This is a genomic window from Streptomyces sp. NPDC055966 (assembly GCF_042269865.1).
In the GTDB taxonomy this organism is placed as follows: domain Bacteria; phylum Actinomycetota; class Actinomycetes; order Streptomycetales; family Streptomycetaceae; genus Streptomyces.
Genome location: NZ_JBHJYK010000027.1, coordinates 38603 through 56634, shown reverse-complemented (window position 1 = coordinate 56634; position 18032 = coordinate 38603). Strand labels below are relative to the sequence as shown.

Genomic DNA, 18032 nt, shown 5'->3' with positions numbered 1-18032 from the left:
CTCACACGGCGACGAGTGCGCAGCGGGTGACCAGTTCGTCCATCGACAGTCCGAGGGCCGCGGCCAGCGCGGCCACGGTGAAGAACGCCGGTGTCGGCGCCCGGCCCGTCTCGATCTTGCGGAGCGTCTCGGCCGAGACGCCCGCAGCCGCGGCGATCTCGGTCATACTCCGGCCGCCGCGCGCCTCGCGCAGCAACCGCCCGAGCCGCTCGCCGCGTTCACGCTCTTCGGGGGTGAGGGGGGTGCGCACCATGCCGCCATTCTAATACCGGCCACCCGGTGCGCCCCATTTAAATACCGGTATACCAATCGGCGCGAGGGCGTCGAAGCCGGACGCGCCGATCGAGACGATGCACGCAGCCGGTGCGACCTCGCCGTTCCTCGGGCCACCGCCCGCGCGACGGGCTGCGGCGCCGTCCTGGACGGCTGGGCCGCCGATTCGGCGCTCAGCATCACGGTGGACCGGCCGCGTCCGGCGGACGTGCGGCTGACCGGCACCGCCGAGCGGGCCCTGGCGTCGCGGGGTCCCTCCCGCGCGCGAAGCCGAGCCGGGGGGAGTCGGCGACCGACGACAACGCCGCTGGGGTCCCCCCTCCGGGGGAGCGCGTGCCAGACCCCGCTCGGGTCGGCATGATCTAGACGACACCCCGGGTCTGCCGCGGCGCCGGCTACGGCATCCCTCAGGGCCTCTGCGGCCACGGCGTGGGCAGCGGGCCCCCGGGCGCTGGTGGCGCGGACGGCGCGGGAGCCACGCGCACGGCCGCGGCGCGCCCGCAGCCGCCCGGCGCCCGCTCCCCCGCAGGCGAACATGCCCGCCCCCACGGATCGTGTCATCGTGGGCATGAACAGCCAGCGAGGAACGGAACGCCATGACCAACGGCTACCCTCCCGACCCCTTCGGCGATTTCCTGGCCCGCTTCTTCGGCGGATCCGGCGCAGCCCCCGGTCCCCGCCACATCGACATCGGCCGGCTGCTCAGCCAGCCGGCCCGGGAGCTGGTCAGAGGAGCCGCCCAGTACGCCGCCGAGCACGGCAGCCGGGACCTGGACACCCAGCATCTGCTGCGCGCGGCGGTGTCGGCCGAGCCCACCCGGAGCCTGCTGAGCCGGGCCGGCGCGGACCCGGACTCGCTCGCCACGGAGATCGACGACCGGGCGGGCCCGGTCCAGCACCCGCCCGGCGAGGCACCGCCGCCCACCTCGCTGTCGCTCACCCCCGCCGTCAAGCGCGCCCTGCTGGACGCGCACGACCTGGCGCGGTCGAGCGGCGCCGGGTACATCGGCCCGGAGCACGTGCTCAGCGCGCTGGCCGCGAACCCGGACTCGGCCGCCGGGCACATCCTGAACGCGGCCCGGTTCTCGGCGGGCGGGCTGCCGCCCGAGGCGCCGGAGAGCACACAGCCCCGCCCGGAGCGGCAACGGCCCACCGGCACGCCCACGCTGGACAAGTACGGCCGTGATCTGACCGAACTGGCCCGGCAGGGCCGGATCGACCCGGTGATCGGCCGGGACACCGAGATCGAGCAGACCATCGAGGTGCTGTCGCGACGCGGCAAGAACAACCCGGTCCTGATCGGCGACGCCGGGGTCGGCAAGACGGCCGTCGTGGAGGGGCTCGCGCAGCGCATCGGCGACGGGGACGTACCGGACGGGCTGGCCGGGCGCAGGGTCGTCGCGCTGGACCTCACCGGGGTCGTCGCCGGCACCCGCTACCGGGGCGACTTCGAGGAGCGGCTCAACACCATCGTCGAGGAGATCCGCGCCCACTCCGACCGGCTGGTCGTGTTCATCGACGAGCTGCACACCGTCGTCGGCGCGGGCTCGGGCGGCGAGGGCGGCGCGATGGACGCCGGGAACATCCTGAAGCCGGCGCTCGCCCGCGGCGAACTGCACATCGTCGGCGCGACCACACTGGAGGAGTTCCGCCGGATCGAGAAGGACGCGGCGCTGGCCCGCCGGTTCCAGCCGATCCTGGTGCCGGAGCCGACGGTCCCGGACACCATCGAGATCCTGCGCGGGCTGCGCGACCGGTACGAGGCCCACCACCAGGTCCGCTACACCGACGAGGCGCTGGTCGCCGCCGTCCAGCTCTCGGACCGCTATCTCACCGACCGGCGGCTGCCGGACAAGGCGATCGACCTGATCGACCAGGCGGGCGCCCGGGTACGGCTCGGCGCCCGGACCAAGGGCACGGACGTGCGCGCGATGGAGCGCGAGGTGGATCAGCTGGTCCTGGACAAGGACCAGGCGGTCGCGGCCGAGGACTACGACGCGGCCAAGCAGCTGCGGGACCGGATCGGCGAGCTGAAGCAGCGGATCGAGCAGGTCAGCGGCGGCGACAAGGCCGACGAGGGGCTGGATCTGGAGGTGACGGCGGAGGCCGTCGCCGAGGTGGTGTCCCGGCAGACCGGGGTCCCGGTCGCCCGGCTCACCCAGGAGGAGAAGGAACGGCTGCTCGACCTGGAGCGGCATCTGCACCAGCGGGTCGTCGGCCAGGAGGAGGCCGTCGCCGTGGTCTCGGAGGCCGTGCTGCGCTCCCGCGCGGGCCTCGCGAGCCCGAACCGGCCGATCGGCAGCTTCCTGTTCCTCGGCCCGACCGGCGTCGGCAAGACCGAACTGGCCCGGGCCCTCGCCGAGGCGCTGTTCGGCAGCGAGGAACGGATGGTCCGCCTGGACATGAGCGAGTACCAGGAGCGGCACACCGTCTCCCGGCTGGTCGGCGCCCCGCCCGGGTACGTCGGCCACGAGGAGGCCGGGCAGCTCACCGAGGTGGTGCGCCGGCACCCGTACTCGCTGCTCCTGCTCGACGAGGTGGAGAAGGCGCACCCGGACGTCTTCAACATCCTGCTCCAGGTCCTGGACGACGGCCGGCTGACCGACTCCCAGGGCCGGACGGTGGACTTCACCAACACGGTCATCGTGATGACCAGCAACCTCGGCTCCGAGGCGATCACCCGGCGCGGCGCCGGGATCGGGTTCGGGCCGGGCGGTGCGGACGCGGACGAGGAGGCGCGGCGCGAGCAGATCCTGCGGCCGCTGCGCGAGCACTTCCGGCCGGAGTTCCTCAACCGCATCGACGAGATCGTGGTCTTCCGGCAGCTCACCGGCGCCCAACTGCGGCAGATCACCGAGCTGTTGCTGGACGGGACCCGTCGGCTGCTGGAGGGCCAGGGCGTCACGGTCCACTTCACGGACCCGGCGGTGGACTGGCTCGCCGAGCGCGGCTACCAGCCCGAGTACGGCGCCCGCCCGCTGCGCCGCACCATCCAGCGGGAGGTGGACAACCAGCTGTCCCGCCTCCTGCTGGACGGCACGATCTCCGAGGGCAGCCGGGTGACGGTGGACGTGACGGACGGCCACCTGGACTTCCGCTCCGCCCGCTCCCAGCCTCCGCCGCCGGAGCCGTAGCAGCGGCCTGTGGCGGCCGCGCTCACCGCGCCGGGTCCACCACCATCGCCGAGCCGCCGCCGCGGCGTACCTTCTCGGCGGCGGCCAGCCACTCGCCGCCGGGCAGGCGCTGGACGCCGGTGGCCGCGCCGATCTCGGGGTTGAGGGAGAAGGAGTGGCCGATGGCCTCCAGCTGCTTCTTCAGGTCGCTGTCGTAGAGGGCCGGTTCGAGTTCGGTCCGGGCCGCGTTGCGCTGGCTGGCGCGGGGGGCGGCGATGGCGTCGACCAGCGGGAGGTGCCGGTCGAGGAACTCGGTCAGGGTCTGGAGCACGGTCGTGACGATGGTGGCTCCGCCGGGCGAACCGAGCGCCACCACCGGCAGGTTGTGGCGGTCCAGGACGATCGTCGGCGCGATCGACGAGCGCGGCCGCTTGCCCGGACCGGGCAGGTTCGGGTCGTGCACGGCCGGGTCGGCCGGCGTGAAGGAGAAGTCCGTCAGCTCGTTGTTGAGCAGGAAGCCCCGGCCGGGCACGGTGATGGCGCTGCCGCCGGTCTGCTCGATGGTGAGCGTGTAGGAGACGACGTCGCCCCACTTGTCGGCCACCGTCAGATGCGTGGTGTTCTGGCCCTCGTACGTCGTCGGGGCCGCCGTGCCGCCCGTGCCGCAGGCCTTCGGATGGCGCGGGTCGCCGGGGGCGAGCGGGCTGGTCAGGACGGCGTCGTCCTTGATCAGGCAGGCGCGCGAGTCGGCGTACCGCTGCGACAGCAGTTGCCTGGTCGGCACGTCCTCGAACGCGGGGTCGCCGACCCAGCGCCCCCGGTCGGCGAAGGCGATGCGGCTCGCCTCGATGAAGTGGTGCAGGTACTGCGCCTCGCTCGCCTTCGAAAGGTCGGTGTTCTCCAGGATGTTGAGCGCCTCGCCGACCGTGGTGCCGCCGGAGGAGGAGGGTGCGATGGAGTAGACGTTCAGGCCGCGGTACGACGTCCTCGTGGGGGCCTGGAGCCTGGTCCGGTAGACGGCGAGGTCCTTCTCGGCCAGCTTCCCGGGGCGCGCCGTCCAGCCGGAGGCGGGGTCCACGGGCGGGTGCTCGACGGTGTTGACGATGTCGTCGCCGATGTCCCCGCGGTAGACCGTGCCGATGCCTTTTCGGCCCAACTCCTCGTAGGTGCGGGCGAGTTCGGGGTTCTTGAAGATGGAGCCGACGGCGGGGAGCCGGCCGCCGGGCAGGAACAGCTTCGCGGTGTCGGGGAAGTAGCGGAACCGGGTCTCGTTGGACGCGGTCTGCGAGCGGAAGGTGTCGTCCACGGTGAAGCCGTCGCGGGCGATCCGCTCGGCGGGCTTCAGTACCGTGCCGAGCCGTTCGGTGCCCCAGTCGTCCAGCGCCGTCTGCCAGGTGGCGGGCGTGCCCGGGGTGCCGACGCTCAGCCCGCTGCTGACGGCGTCGGCGAAGGAGAGCGGCTTGCCGTTCTCCACGAACAGGTCGGAGCCGGCGCTCAGCGGCGCCGTCTCCCGGCCGTCGATGGTGTGCACGCTGCGGGTCCTGGCGTCGTAGTAGACGAAGTAGCCGCCTCCGCCGATGCCGGAGGAGTAGGGCTCGGTGACGCCGAGCGCGGCCGCGGTGGCGACGGCCGCGTCGACCGCGTTGCCGCCGTGCCGCAGGACCTCGATACCGGCCGCGGTGGCGTCCGCGTCGACACTCGCGACGGCGCCGCCGTAACCGACGGCCACCGGGGCCTTGGTGGGGGTGCTGCTCGTCGCGGCGGGCGGCGCGGCCGCCCCCACCGACACCAGGGCGGCCGAGACCGCCACAACCGCAAGTTTCCGCGTGCCAGGACGACCCATCCGTGCCTCCCGTCGGGACAGTCCGCGCAGCGTAACGAGATTGCCGCAGTACCGACAGTACGCCTCGGCCACCGGCCGCACGAACGTCACGGATCGAACACCGGTACGTTGCCGTTGCCCGGGACCGCTAGCATGCGCGCCCATGAACGACGACGTGCGCAACATCGTCCTCGGCCTGGTGGCCACGGGCATCTCCGCCTCGCTGGGCTGGCTCGCCCGCACGTATCTGTGGCGCCGCAAACTCCGGCGCAAGCAGGCGTTCTTCGGGCTGCCGGAGAACGCGGAGTCGTTGCTCGTCGTCAACCGCGACCCGGCCGCCGCCGAACCGGCGGTGCACCGCTTCGACGTGTTCGCGCTGCTGGAACTGTCCGCGCTCATCAAGGAGTGCGGAGCCAACGCCCATGTGGTCACGCAGGACACGGTCCAGCAGGGCTTCGGCGAGCGCACCGAGTTCTGTGTCGGCGGGCCGGCCTCCAACCGGCGCACGGCCGCCCACATGTCGGCGATGCTGCCGGGTCTCGCGGTCAACACCGATCCGGAACCGGGGCCGGAGCGGGGCGCCTTCCGGATCGGCGGCGAGCACTACCCGATGGCGCGCGGCACCGCCGAGCACGTACTGCTCGCCCGGGTCACCACGAGCGGCCAGGCCCGGCCGGTGTTCCTCTTCTGCGGCCAGAGCGCGATCACCAACCAGGCCGCGACCCGCTATCTCGCCCGCCACCACGAGCGGCTGCACCGCAAGTACGGCACCGGTTCGTTCGTACTGCTGCTGAAGGTGCTCAACTCGCAGGCGTACGGCCCGGACGTGGTGGAACTGGTGGCGGACGTGACCCGCGCGGCGCGCACCCCCGCCCCCGCGACGGCCTCCGCCGACACGGCCGCTTAGCCCTTCAACAATCTTTACCCGCACGTAACTTACCGACGGGTTACTTACGGTAAAGGGGCACGGTTACCGTCGGGTCACTTTGCACTGACACGAGTGAAGGAGTGACCCATGGCATCCGCAGGACACGGCCGCACCGCCCTGCGCACCACAGCCGCCACGGCCGTATCGGCGGCGCTCGTCGCGGGAGGCGTCGTCGGGCTGGCCCCGGCCGCCCAGGCCGCCCCGGCCGCCGCCCCGTCCGTGCGCTTCGTGGACATCACCGGCGACGGCGGCACCGTGCTGAAGGCCAACGTCGTCGCCCCCGCGGACGCGAGCGCCACGCACCGCTACCCGCTCGTCGTGCTGCCCACGAGCTGGTCCCTGCCGCAGGTGGAGTACCTGGCGCAGGCCGAGAAGCTCGCCGACGCCGGCTACGTCGTCCTCAGCTACAACGTGCGCGGGTTCTGGCAGTCCGGCGGGCAGATAGAAGTGGCCGGTCCGCCGGACGTGGCGGACGCCTCCAAGGTCATCGACTGGGCCTTGGCCCACACCCCGGCCGACCCGCGGCACATCGGCATGGCGGGGGTGTCGTACGGCGCCGGGATCAGCCTGCTCGCCGCCGCGCACGACCGGCGGATCAGGGCGGTGGCGGCGCTGAGCGGCTGGGCGGACCTGGTCGACTCGATCTACTCGGGCCGCACCCAGCACGTGCAGGCGCTCGCCGTGCTGGACGGCCTGGGACGGCTCACCGGCCGCGAGAGCCCGGAACTGCGCGCGATGTTCCAGAACCTGTACTCCTCGAACCTCTCGAAGGAGCAGGAGATGATCGCATGGGCGAAGAAACGTTCTCCCGCGACCTACCTCGACCAGCTGAACCGCAACGGCGCCGCCGTGATGCTCGCCAACGCCTGGGGCGACACCATCTTCAACCCCAACGAGTACACCGCCTTCTACGAGAAGCTGAAGGTGCCCAAGCGGCTGGAGCTGCGCCCCGGCGACCACGCGACCGCCGAGCTGACCGGCCTGTTCGGGCTGCCCAACGACGTCTGGACGGACACCGAGCGCTGGCTCGGCCACTATCTCAAGGGCGCGGACACCGGCGTCGACCATGAGGAACCGGTCCGGCTGAAGTCCCGTAGCGCGGGGGAATACGAGGGCTACCCGGACTGGAAGTCGGTCGGCGCGACCCGCGAGAAGATCGCGCTCGCCGGCTCCACCACCATCCACGCAGGCGTCGACTCGGGCGCCGACGGCGGGATCGTCTTCCTCTCCAGCATCCTGGACCAGGTCGCCCAGCTGCCGCCGATGGCCTCGATCCCGCTGCTGCCGCGCCGCTGGGCGGCCGTGTGGCAGTCGCCGCGCCACGGCACCGCGCAACAGGTGCGGGGCACGGCGAGCCTGCACACGACGCTGACCCCGACGGCGGAGAGCGGCACCCTCGTCGCCTACCTGTACGACGTGGGGCCGCTCGGCGTCGGCAAGCTGGTCACGCACGCGCCGTACACCTGGCACGGGCGGACACCCGGCACGCCGTTCGACGTCGACCTGGACCTGTTCTCCACGGCCTACGACGTACCCTCCGGGCACCGCCTCGCGCTGGTGGTCGACACGGTCGACCCGCTGTACATCGAGCACAACCCGTCCGGCGCGCAGCTGACCTTCTCCTCGCCCTCGGACGACCCGTCGTACGTGTCCGTCCCCGTGCGCGAGCAGTGATCTCCGGCTGCCGCCGGACGAGCCTGGCCCGTGTGAACTGCCGCCCCTCCTAGGGTTTCGGGACCGTGGGGGGCTCCCCGCCCGGCAGCAGCGCCCCAGGACCCGGTGTGGCGAGAGCCACCGCCTCGGTCTTGGGGCTGCGCTGCTCACGGCGGGACACCCGGACGGCGCACCACGAGAGCAGCATGCACATCCCGATGTAGATCGGCGAGATCACCATCACCACAGGGATGAACGGCAAATCGTAGTCGAGGTTGGAGGCGATCAGTTTCCCGGCATGGAGGAACTCCTCGTAGGTGATGAGGTAGCCGAGCGAGGTGTCTTTCAGGGCGACCACCAACTGGCTGATGACGGCGGGCAGCATGGCGCGCACGGCCTGCGGGACGAGGACGTGCGTCATGACCTGCGTCTTGCGCATGCCGAGCGCGAACGCGGCCTCGTGCTGGCCGCGTTCGACGGCGTTCACGCCCGAGCGCAGGACCTCGGCGAGCACCGAGCCGTTGTAGAGGGTGAGTCCGGCGACGAGCGCGGTCAGCGGCTGCGCCTTGAGCGCCACGAAGATGAAGAAGATCATCACCAGGACGGGCATGGCGCGGAAGAACTCCACGAGGACCGCGGCCACGAGGCGCACCGGCCGGTGGTCCGACAGCCGTCCGACGGCGAGCACCGCGCCGAGCACCAGGGAGAGTGCGGCCGCGATGACGAAGGCCTTCAGGGTGTTGCCGAGGCCGCGCAGCAGCAGTTCCTGGATGCCCTTGTACACGAAGGGCATCCACTTGGTGTACGTGAACTGGCCGGTGTCGAACAGCAGATACAGGATCCAGGCGATCAGGCCGAGGAGCACGGCGGCGGCCAGCACGCCGTAGAGGCGGTGCCGCTGCCTGGTGCGCGGGCCCGGGATGTCGTAGAGGGCGGTGGTGCCGGTCATCGGGCGACTCCCCAGGTGCGCTCCAGCGCGTGGAAAAGCGCGCTGACGGCGAGCGTGATGATCAGGTAGCCGAGGGCGATCCAGACGAAGGTCCAGACGATGTTGTAGCCCAGTTCGTTGAGGGTCTTGTAGGTGCCGAGCAGTTCGGTGACGCTGAACGCGCCCGCGATGGCGGAGTTCTTCGCGAGGGCGATGAGGGTGGAGCCGACCGGCGAGATCACCGAGCGGAACGCCTGGGGCAGCACGACCAGGTTCAGGGTCTGCCCGAAGGTCATGCCGAGGCTGCGGGCCGCCTCGCCCTGTCCCCTGGGCACGGTGTTGATGCCGGAGCGCAGGGCCTCGCAGATGAACGCCGAGGTGTAGCAGCCGAGGGCGAGGACGGCGAACACCTGGAAGGGCAGCACGAGTCCGAACCGGGGCAGGCCGAGCACCACCGCGAAGAACAGCAGGGTGAGCGGGGTGTTGCGCAGCACGGTGACCCACACGGTGCCGAAGACGCGCAGGGAGGCGACGGGGGCGACCCGGAAGGACGCCATCAGGAAGCCCAGCGCCAGCGCCAGCAGCCCGGCGTAGACGGTGAGTTCGACGGTGCCGAGGAAACCCTTGCCGTAGAGGGAGAAGTTGTCGGTCAGTACGTTCATGCCGTCCTCGCACCGGGCGCCGGGTAGCGGTCGATCGGGGGCGGGTGGGGGGCGGGCACGCCGGACAGGCCGAGGGTGGCCTCGTACGCCTTCTTCCAGTCGCCGTTCTTCTGCCGGGCCTCCAGGGCGTCGTTCAGGGCGAAGCGCAGGGCGTCGTCGCCGCGCGGGACGCCGATGCCGTACGGCTCCTTCGAGAACGGCTTGCCGACGACCTTGAGTTCGTCGGGGGCCTTGGCCGTGTAGCCGATGAGGATGGCGTCGTCGGTGGTGACCGCGTCGACCTGATAGGTGAGCAGGTTGTCGACGCAGACCGAGTAGGTGTCGTAGCCGACCAGGACGGCCCTCGGGTAGTCGGCCTGGATGCGCTGGTACGGCGTGGAGCCGGCGGCCGAGCAGACGCGTCTGCCGTCGAGGTCGCCGGGGCCGTGGATGGCGTTCTCGTCCTTGCGCACCAGCAGGGACTGGCCGGCCATGAAGTAGGGCCCGGCGAAGCCGACGAGCTTCTTGCGGTTGGCGTTGATGGTGTACGTGCCGACGTAGTAGTCGATCTGGCCGTTCTGCAGGGCGGTCTCGCGGTTGGCGGAGGCGATGGTCTTGAAGTGCACCGACTGCGGCGCGAGGCCGAGGGAGGCGGACATCATCCTGGCGATCTCGATGTCGAAGCCGGAGTAGGTGCCGGTCGCCGGGTCCTTCTCGCCGAGGTAGGGCTGGTCCTCCTTGGCGCCGACGACGAAATAGCCGCGCCGCTTCGCCCGGTTCCAGGTGCCGGAGGCGGGCAGGCTGAAGCTCCGGTCGACCCGGTAGTGCGGGAGCCTGTCGGCCGCCGGGCCCTTGCTCGGCGGGCTGCCCTCCTTGCCGCAGGCGGCGGCCAGCAGCGCGAGCGCGCCGCACAGGACAGCGCCGAGGGCGGCGCCCGGGGCGCGGGGCACACGGGTGGTACGGATCATGGTCGCACTCCCCCGGTCAGTGCTTGAGGATCTTGGAGAGGAAGTCCTTGGCGCGCTCGCTGCGCGGGGCGGTGAAGAACTCCTCCGGGGTGCGGTCCTCGACGATGCGGCCGTCGGCCATGAAGACGACCCGGTTGGCGGAGGCGCGGGCGAAGCCCATCTCGTGGGTGACGACGACCATGGTCATGCCGTCACGGGCGAGCGTCCGCATGACCTCCAGCACCTCGTTGATCATCTCCGGGTCGAGGGCGGAGGTGGGCTCGTCGAAGAGCATCGCCTTGGGGTCCATGGCGAGGGCGCGGGCGATGGCCACGCGCTGCTGCTGGCCGCCGGAGAGCTGCGCCGGGTACTTGACGGCGTGCGCGAGCAGGCCGACCCGGTCGAGGAGTTCACGCGAGCGCCGGTCGGCGTCGTCCCTGGTGCGCCTGCGGACCTTGACCTGGGCGAGGGAGACGTTCTGGAGGACCGTCTTGTGGGCGAAGAGGTTGAAGGACTGGAAGACCATGCCGACCTCGGCGCGCATCCGGGCGAGCGCCTTTCCCTCCTGGGGCAGCGGCTCGCCGTCGAGGGTGATGGTGCCGGACTCGACGGTCTCCAGCCGGTTGATCGTCCTGCACAGCGTCGACTTCCCCGACCCGGACGGGCCGACGACCACGACCACCTCTCCCTTGCCGACGGTGAGGTCGATGTCCCGCAGGACATGCAGTTCCCCGTAGTACTTGTTGACGCCCAGCAGTTCGATCAACGGATCGACGGCCATCCGCAGCCCTACTCACTCTCAGCTGTGTCGTGGTTGCCGCAACCTATCCAGACGCCAGCGGAGTCGAGGGACGACACGCACTTTTCGGGCATTAGCCGTATTTGCCGCAGATGGGGTGATGGTACGAGAGGGGCGAGTGCCGACGGCGGGGACCGGCGACAGGAACCGGCTCAGCTCTCGGCGATCTCGGCGTACAGCTGGGACAGCTCGGGGACGCCGCTCGCCGCCCACTCCTGACCGGCGTCCGCGACCTCGATCTCCCGGCCGGAGGACAGGAGGACGACGGGCTCCCCGCCGGGGCGGATCCGCCAGCGGGCGCCGGGCACGGTGCGCACCACGACCGTGCCCAGATAGAGCCCCGCGTCATGGCCGAGCCCGGGCAGGGTCTCGGTGTCGTCGCGCCAGCGCGGGACGACCTGGTCCAGGGCCTCCAGGGAGGCCGGGGTGTCGTCGAGGCGGACACCCGCCCGATCCGCCTGTGCGCGCAGCAGCTCGCACTCGGACAGCAGCGCGGCGACCGACTCGGGGTCGGCCGGCAGCGCCGCCTCGCCGTTCTTCTTGTGCCGGTGGCCCAGGAACGGAAGGTTCATGGCCCCAGCCTGGCATCACACGTCGAGGTCGACCACCACCGGCGCGTGATCGGAGGCGCCCTTGCCCTTGCGCTCCTCACGGTCGACGTACGCGTCCTTGACCGCCTTGGCGAAGGGTTCGTTGCCGTACACCAGATCGATGCGCATGCCGCGGTTCTTCGGGAAGCAGAGCTGGCGGTAGTCCCAGTAGGTGTACGGGTGGTCGTACTTCAGCGGGCGGGGCACGACGTCGTCCAGGCCCGTCTCGCGCAGCGCGGCGAGGGCGGCGCGCTCGGCGGGAGTGACGTGGGTGAGGCCCTCGAAGGCGGCCGTGTCGTAGACGTCGTCGTCCGTCGGCGCCACGTTGTAGTCACCCAGGACGGCGAACGGGCGGCTGCCGCCCGCGTCACCGGCGACGGCCGCCTTCAGGGCCTCGAACCACCGGAGCTTGTACGCGTAGTGCGGGTGGTCCACCTCGCGGCCGTTGGGCACGTACACCGACCAGACGCGGACCGGGCCGCACGTCGCCGAGAGAGCGCGCGGCTCGCTCGCGCCGTCGTACCCGGGGTCGCCGGGCAGGCCCTTGACCACGTCCTCCATTCCGACGCGGGAGAGCACCGCCACGCCGTTCCACCGGCCGGTGGCGTGCACCGCCGCCTCGTAGCCCAGCTCGCGCAGCGGGTCGAACGGGAACTGCTCCTCGGCGACCTTGGCCTCCTGGAGGCAGAGCACGTCGGTGCCGCTGCTCTCCAGCCAGGCCAGCAGTCTCGGGAGGCGGGCGGTGATCGAGTTCACGTTCCAGGTTGCGATGCGCATGTCCCACAACCTACCCGCAGGCTCTGACAACGGGCCTCAGAGCTCCGCCGAGGCTCCCGGGGTCAGCCGCAGGTGGTCGGTGCCGCCCAGGGTGCCGATCTGGCGGTCGTAGATCGGCCGGGCGAGGTCGGTGAGCAGGGCGTCGTGGACGTCGTAGGCGCGCTGCGGGCGCACCTCGCGGACGAAGTCGATGACCTCGGAGATCTTGTTCCAGGGCGCCATCACGGGAAGCATCAGCGTCTGAACCGCCCGGTCGGGGACGGTGAGGGCGTCGCCGGGATGGAAGACCCTGCCGTCGTCGATCAGATAGCCCACGTTGGTGATGCGCGGGATGTCCGGGTGGATCACGGCGTGCAGTTCGCCGTGGACCTGCACGTCGAAGCCGGCCGCGGTGAACGTGTCGCCGTGGCCGACGGTGTGCACCCGGCCCGGGAAGGCCGCCGCGACCTGCTCCGCCACGGACCTCAGCGTCCAGATCTCGGCGGCCGGGTTCGCCTCCAGGGCGGCGCGCAGCCGGCCCTCGTCGAAGTGGTCCGGGTGCTCGTGCGTGACCAGGACGGCGTCCGCGCCGACGGCCGCGTCCGCCTCGCTGAAGCCGCCGGGGTCGATGACGAGCGTCCGCCCGTCCTTCTCCAGGCGGACGCAGGCATGGGACTTCTTCGTGAGCTTCATGCCCGCCATCCTGCCGCCTGCGGCGGCCCGGCGGTCACTCGACTCCTCACGCGTCGGGCGTGGTCTCCTCCGCGATGACCCCCTGGGCCACCCGGAAGGCGCGGTGCGCGGCCGGCACCCCGCAGTACACGGCCGTGTGCAGCAGCACCTCCTTGATCTCGTCCGGGGTGAGGCCGTTGCGCAGCGCCGCCCGGGTGTGGGACGCGAGATCCTCCAGGTGGCCGCCCGCGACCAGCGCGGTCAGCGTGATGCAGCTGCGGGTGCGGCGGTCCAGGCCCGGCCGGTCCCAGACCTCGCCCCAGGTGACGCGGGTGAGGAAGTCCTGGAAGTCCCCGGAGAACGCGTCGGCCGCGGCCAGCGCCCGGTCCACGTGCGCGTCGCCGAGCACCTCGCGGCGGATCTTCAGCCCGGTCTCGTACCGGTCGGCCGGCGCGGGCAGCGCGGCCGGCACGGGGGCCGGCGCGATCTCGGCGACCGGCACGACCGGCGGCGGCGCGACCGGGACGGGCAGGGCGGCGAGGCTCGGCAGGGCCGTCTGACCGGTGTCGTACGGCTGCTGCCAGGCGGTGGAGAAGTGGTGGACCAGCAGGTCGGTGAGGGCGGCCGGCTGTTCGACGGGGACCAGGTGGGAGGCGCCGGGGACGACCGCGAGCCGGGCGTCCCGGATGCCGGCGACCAGGGTGCGGGCCTCGGCGGGCCCGGTGACACCGTCGTCGGAGCCGACCAGCACGAGGGTCGGCGCGCCGGCCCGGCCCAGCTCGGCACGGACGTCGAAGGCGGCCAGGGCCTCGCAGGCGGCGATGTAGCAACCGGGGTCGGTGGTGCGGACCATCTGCACCGCCCACTCGGTGATCGCGGGCTGGGCGGCGGCGAAGGAGCCGGTGAACCAGCGGTCCGGGGAGGTACGCGCGATCGGGTCGAGCCCGTTGGTCCGGACGATCACGCCGCGCTGGCGGAACTCGTCGGCGGTCCCGAACCGGGGCGAGGCAGCGACCAGCGCCAGCGAGGCGAGCCGCTCCGGGTGGCGCAGCGCGAGCTCCAGCCCGATCGCGCCGCCCAGTGCACAGCCCGCGTACCCGAACCGCTGCACGCCGGCCGCGTCCAGCGTGGCCAGCAGCCGGCCGGTCAGCTCGGCGACGGAACCCGCCGGGTGAGCGGGGGCGCCGCCGTGCCCGGGCAGGTCGAACCGGAAGACCCGCCACTGCTTGGTCAGTTCCGGCACCTGCCGGTCCCACATGTGCCATGTGGTACCCAGTGAGGGACCCAGGATCAGGACAGGAGCGTCTTCTGGCCCGTCAAAGCGGTATTGCAGGGTGTTCGGTGGTGTCTCGCTCACCCGCCCGAGCCTCTCATCTGTCACGACAGCCCCTATGAGCGGGGTCCTGACTGTGGCTGTCTGACCAGGTGGAAGACCTCTCGGGCCGCGTAGCGTTTGAGGCATCGGACGATTTCGCGACGGGTCTTGCCCTCCTTGATCCGGCGCTCGTAGTAGTCCCGGGTGCGCGGGTCGACCCGCAGGCGGGTGAACACGATGCGATGCAGCGCGGCATTGGCCTGCCGATCGCCGCCACGGTTGAGACGACGGAACTGCCGACGACCCTGCCGATCGGCGCCTCACTGACCTCGCCGACTCGCTCCGCGAGCGGACGCAACGCATAGGCCAGGAAAAGGACGAAGAGGAAGAGGACGAAGAGGAGTACGAGGAGGAGCCGGAGGAAGGCGAGGGGCGTTACGAGGAGGAAGAGGCAGAGGGGAAGGAGGAACCGGAGGAAGAAGAGCCGGAGGAGGAACCCGAAGAGGAAGAAGCTGAGGAAGAGGCCGAGGAGGAACCGCCACAGCGTCACCGTCGGCGGACGGGAACCGCGGCGAGGAAGCGCCCGGACGCCCCCGCTCCCCGTAAGGCGGCCGCCAAGAAGGCTGCTCCTGGAAAAGGAAGGCGGCCCCTGCGAAGAAGACCGCAGCGCACAGGCCCCCCGCCAGGAAGGCAGCGGCGAAGAAGGCTGCCAAGAAGTCTTCGGCGATGATGGCGACCGCGAAGAAGGCCCCGGCCAGGAAGACGGCCCCGGCGCGGAAGACCGCTGCCAAGAAGACGACCGCACGGCGGAGGTAGGTCATGGCCGGCAAAGTGCGTGACACCGACCACGAAGAGAGTTCGTGTCTGGACCTGCTGCACGAACAACTCGTCGACTACCTCGGTGCTCAGGTAGGACATCTCGCCGGCGTCGGCGGTCGGATGCTCCAGAGCGACTCCCCGCTGAAGGCATTCGTGGGTCAGAAGGCCAAGGGGCTCAAGGACAACGTGATGGGCAAGGTCAAGGGCATTTTCGGCGGAGGGGGCGGCGGCAAGGCCGGCAGCACCAAGGTCGTGAACATCATCGAAGTACTCGACGTGGGTGTCCCGATGCGCACGGCGTACAACTACTGGACCCAGTACGAGTAGTCCGGCGGCCTCACCAAGGGCGTACGCAGTGTGTCCAAGAACGACGAGGTCGCCAGCTCCTGGAAGATGAAGGTCGGTCCGTCGGCTCGGGGCTGGAAGGCACCAGTTGAGGAGCAGGTGCCGGACGAGCGCATCGTATGGAGCTCCGAGGGCGCGACAGGCACCACTCACGGCTGTGTCAGCTTCCACGAACTCACGCCCGACCTGACGCGCATCGTGCTCGTCGTCGAGCACTACCCCTCGGGCTTCTTCGAGAAGACAGGCAACCTGTGGCGCGCCCAAGGCTGGCGTTCGCGGCTGGACTTCAAGAACTTCCAGCGCTACGTCACGTTCGCCGACGAGGAAGTCGAGGGCTGGCGCGGAGAGATCCGCGACGGCGAGGTGGTCCGCAGCCATGAGGAGGCACTGGAAGAGGAGGAAGCAACAGGGGAGGACGAGGACCAGGAGGAGTACGACGAAGAAGACGACGGGAACGAGCGCTGATGCGGAGGGACAGCTCATCGGCCGGGTGAACCGCATTGAACCCAGGGGCGCAGGAGATCCGGACGGTGGCTCGCTCCCTCTCCCACACGCTGCAACGGGCGCGGGGCGGGACCACGACGGACGACACGACGCTCCTGCTGATCGAGTGCCGTGGCTCAGGCTGACCGGCCTCACGGCGGCAACCTGGTTGAAAGCCATCCGTCCTGATCACATGTGACATGCCACGTTTGACGTAATGGGCACTTTGGGTTGGTCGGCTGCGTCACTCTGGAGGGGCTGATCACGGTCGTGTCGGGAGCCCGTGTGTACAGATCACGTGAGAGGGTCGAGCGGATCGGCTGTGACCGCCGGACGGCCCCCGAGCGTGTCGGGGCGGCGCTGCATCCGCGGCACGAGGTCGGCAGGAACATGATGACCGAGACTTCGAGGACACCGGTACGAGAGCGCGGCCATGGCACAAGGTGAGCGGCGACCGGACAACAGCATGACGGACCGTTCGGAAGGGTTCGGTGAGCGGCTGCTGGGGGTGCTGCTGGACCGGGCACACGAGATGCCGCCGCAGCTGATCGCCCCGCTGGTCGTGGACGAGGTGGCCACGGTCGGTGGTCGCGACGTGTCGATCCTGCTGCAGGACTACGGCCAGCTGGTGCTGGTGCCGCTGCCGGGTCGGCGGCTGATGGTCGGCGAGCCCGAGCCGATCGGCGGCTCTCCCGCCGGCACCGCCTTCCTGCAGGCGACCACTGTCGAGGTACCGCAGCCCGACGGCGTCCGGATGTACCTACCGCTGCTGGACGGCAGCGGCCAGGTGGGAGTGATGGCCCTCACCCTGGACACCGTCGATGACGACGACCGTCGGCTGCTGCGCAGGCTCGCCAGTCTGGTCGCCTACATGCTGGTCACCAAGCACAGCTACACCGACCAGTTCTTCTTCGCCCGGCGCCGCGAACCGATGAGTGTGGCAGCGGAGATCCAGTGGTCCCTGCTGCCGCCGCTGGCGATGTCCGTCCCACAGGCAGCAGTGGCCGGAATCCTGGAGCCCGTCTACAGCGTCGCAGGCGACAGCTTCGACTACGCCCTCAACGAGGACATCCTGCACCTGGCCATCGTCGATGCGATGGGCCATGGCCTGGACGCCGCCACGATGGCGACCGTCGCCGTCGGGGCCTACCGGCACGCCAGACGTGCCGACATCGGCCTCTCCGAGATCTATGCGTTCATGGACCGGGCCATCGCGGCGCAGTTCGGGCCCGAGCACTTCGTCACCGCGCAGATGATGCGCCTGAACATCGCGACGGGCCACCTGCAGTGGGTCAACGCGGGCCACCCCGCACCGCTGTTGATCCGCAACCACCAGGTCGTGCGGCAACTGACAGGCCCGACCACCTTGCCGGTCGGCTTCGGCGGTGAAGAGCCCCAGATCTGCGAGCAGATGCTCCAACACGGCGACCGGGTGCTGTGCTTCACCGACGGCCTGATCGAGGAGCACGAAGCCGGTGAAGAGCAGTTCGGCGAGGAGCAACTCATCCACTGGGTCAACCGCATCGAACACACAGAGAAGGGAGTACGCGCGGTGGTGCGCGCACTCTCCCACGCTCTGAAGCAGCAACGGGGCGGCCGTACCAGCGACGACGCGACCCTCTTCCTGATCGAATGGCGCGGGGACGCCGCCGACCACCTCGCTCTCCTGGAGTGAGGCGGCTCTCAAACCACCATAAATGGCGGCTCGGTTCAGGAGACCGGCCGGGTGACGCTACACGGACTGGATTCGCGGCTCTTCCTGCGCCTTCCTGCACGGTCGTGCTCTCGTGCAGAGAGGCCAACGGCCGGTTCGGCAGCCTGCGTTCCAGGCGCAGGGCCGACCGGTTTCCTCATGGCATGCGTCCTACGCAGGAGCCCCCTTCCCCTGAGCCGTTGTGCAGGCTCGGCCGGATGTGCGGGGTGGCACTTCTCGGTTCGGTGCCACGAC

Annotated in this window: 15 protein-coding genes and 1 pseudogene; 5 read left to right on the top strand and 11 right to left on the bottom strand. The window is 70.8% G+C overall.

Annotation, left to right across the window (positions count from 1 at the left end; all coding sequences use genetic code 11):
• Position 1: 1 nt before the first annotated feature.
• Complete coding sequence (locus ACFC8N_RS40650; RefSeq protein ID WP_356025348.1) at positions 2 to 253, bottom strand: helix-turn-helix transcriptional regulator; 252 nt, start codon at positions 251 to 253, stop codon at positions 2 to 4.
• 616 nt (positions 254 to 869) lie between these two features.
• Between ACFC8N_RS40650 and ACFC8N_RS40645 the strand changes: the two genes are divergently transcribed.
• The gene (locus tag ACFC8N_RS40645; protein WP_376294384.1) at positions 870 to 3407 is read left to right on the top strand and encodes an ATP-dependent Clp protease ATP-binding subunit; all 2538 of its coding nucleotides are present in this window, start codon (positions 870 to 872) and stop codon (positions 3405 to 3407) included.
• 22 nt (positions 3408 to 3429) lie between these two features.
• Here the strand turns inward: ACFC8N_RS40645 and ggt are convergent, their stop codons facing one another.
• On the bottom strand, positions 3430 to 5229 hold the full coding sequence (gene ggt, locus ACFC8N_RS40640) for a gamma-glutamyltransferase (RefSeq protein WP_376294381.1): 1800 nt from the start codon (positions 5227 to 5229) through the stop codon (positions 3430 to 3432).
• A 142-nt stretch (positions 5230 to 5371) separates the two neighbouring features.
• Here ggt and ACFC8N_RS40635 point away from each other — a divergent pair, with 142 nt between their 5' ends.
• The gene (locus tag ACFC8N_RS40635; protein ID WP_376294378.1) at positions 5372 to 6115 is read left to right on the top strand and encodes a hypothetical protein; all 744 of its coding nucleotides are present in this window, start codon (positions 5372 to 5374) and stop codon (positions 6113 to 6115) included.
• A gap of 108 nt (positions 6116 to 6223) precedes the next feature.
• The gene (locus ACFC8N_RS40630; protein ID WP_376294375.1) at positions 6224 to 7810 is read left to right on the top strand and encodes an alpha/beta fold hydrolase; all 1587 of its coding nucleotides are present in this window, start codon (positions 6224 to 6226) and stop codon (positions 7808 to 7810) included.
• Between the two features lie 49 nt (positions 7811 to 7859).
• Here ACFC8N_RS40630 and ACFC8N_RS40625 read toward each other — a convergent pair whose 3' ends face one another.
• The 9 genes from ACFC8N_RS40625 to ACFC8N_RS40585 all read right to left on the bottom strand — a co-directional run bounded on the left by ACFC8N_RS40625 (position 7860) and on the right by ACFC8N_RS40585 (position 14987).
• Entirely contained in the window at positions 7860 to 8738 is an 879-nt protein-coding gene (locus tag ACFC8N_RS40625; RefSeq protein WP_376294372.1) for an amino acid ABC transporter permease, read from the bottom strand.
• Complete coding sequence (locus tag ACFC8N_RS40620; protein ID WP_376294370.1) at positions 8735 to 9379, bottom strand: amino acid ABC transporter permease; 645 nt, start codon at positions 9377 to 9379, stop codon at positions 8735 to 8737. The genes ACFC8N_RS40625 and ACFC8N_RS40620 overlap by 4 nt, the downstream gene beginning before the upstream one ends.
• Positions 9376 to 10326 carry a glutamate ABC transporter substrate-binding protein gene (locus ACFC8N_RS40615; RefSeq protein WP_376294367.1) on the bottom strand — a complete coding sequence of 317 codons (951 nt, stop codon included), beginning with the start codon at positions 10324 to 10326 and terminating at the stop codon, positions 9376 to 9378. The genes ACFC8N_RS40620 and ACFC8N_RS40615 overlap by 4 nt, the downstream gene beginning before the upstream one ends.
• Positions 10327 to 10342: 16 nt before the next feature.
• Entirely contained in the window at positions 10343 to 11086 is a 744-nt protein-coding gene (locus ACFC8N_RS40610) for an amino acid ABC transporter ATP-binding protein (protein WP_362820773.1), read from the bottom strand.
• A gap of 170 nt (positions 11087 to 11256) precedes the next feature.
• Positions 11257 to 11676 carry a DUF6278 family protein gene (locus tag ACFC8N_RS40605; protein ID WP_376294364.1) on the bottom strand — a complete coding sequence of 140 codons (420 nt, stop codon included), beginning with the start codon at positions 11674 to 11676 and terminating at the stop codon, positions 11257 to 11259.
• A gap of 15 nt (positions 11677 to 11691) precedes the next feature.
• Positions 11692 to 12471, bottom strand: a complete 780-nt coding sequence (locus ACFC8N_RS40600) for an exodeoxyribonuclease III (RefSeq protein ID WP_376294362.1) — start codon at positions 12469 to 12471, stop codon at positions 11692 to 11694.
• Positions 12472 to 12507: 36 nt separating this feature from the next.
• The gene (locus ACFC8N_RS40595; protein ID WP_376294359.1) at positions 12508 to 13143 is read right to left on the bottom strand and encodes an MBL fold metallo-hydrolase; all 636 of its coding nucleotides are present in this window, start codon (positions 13141 to 13143) and stop codon (positions 12508 to 12510) included.
• Positions 13144 to 13189: 46 nt separating this feature from the next.
• Entirely contained in the window at positions 13190 to 14479 is a 1290-nt protein-coding gene (gene pcaC, locus ACFC8N_RS40590) for a 4-carboxymuconolactone decarboxylase (protein ID WP_376294357.1), read from the bottom strand.
• Positions 14480 to 14492: 13 nt separating this feature from the next.
• Complete coding sequence (locus ACFC8N_RS40585) at positions 14493 to 14987, bottom strand: hypothetical protein (RefSeq protein WP_376294354.1); 495 nt, start codon at positions 14985 to 14987, stop codon at positions 14493 to 14495.
• Between the two features lie 269 nt (positions 14988 to 15256).
• Between ACFC8N_RS40585 and ACFC8N_RS40580 the strand changes: the two are divergent.
• Positions 15257 to 16054: pseudogene (locus ACFC8N_RS40580) on the top strand (SRPBCC family protein); the annotation flags it as partial.
• A gap of 463 nt (positions 16055 to 16517) precedes the next feature.
• Positions 16518 to 17759 carry a PP2C family protein-serine/threonine phosphatase gene (locus ACFC8N_RS40575; protein WP_376294352.1) on the top strand — a complete coding sequence of 414 codons (1242 nt, stop codon included), beginning with the start codon at positions 16518 to 16520 and terminating at the stop codon, positions 17757 to 17759.
• Positions 17760 to 18032 lie beyond the last annotated feature (273 nt).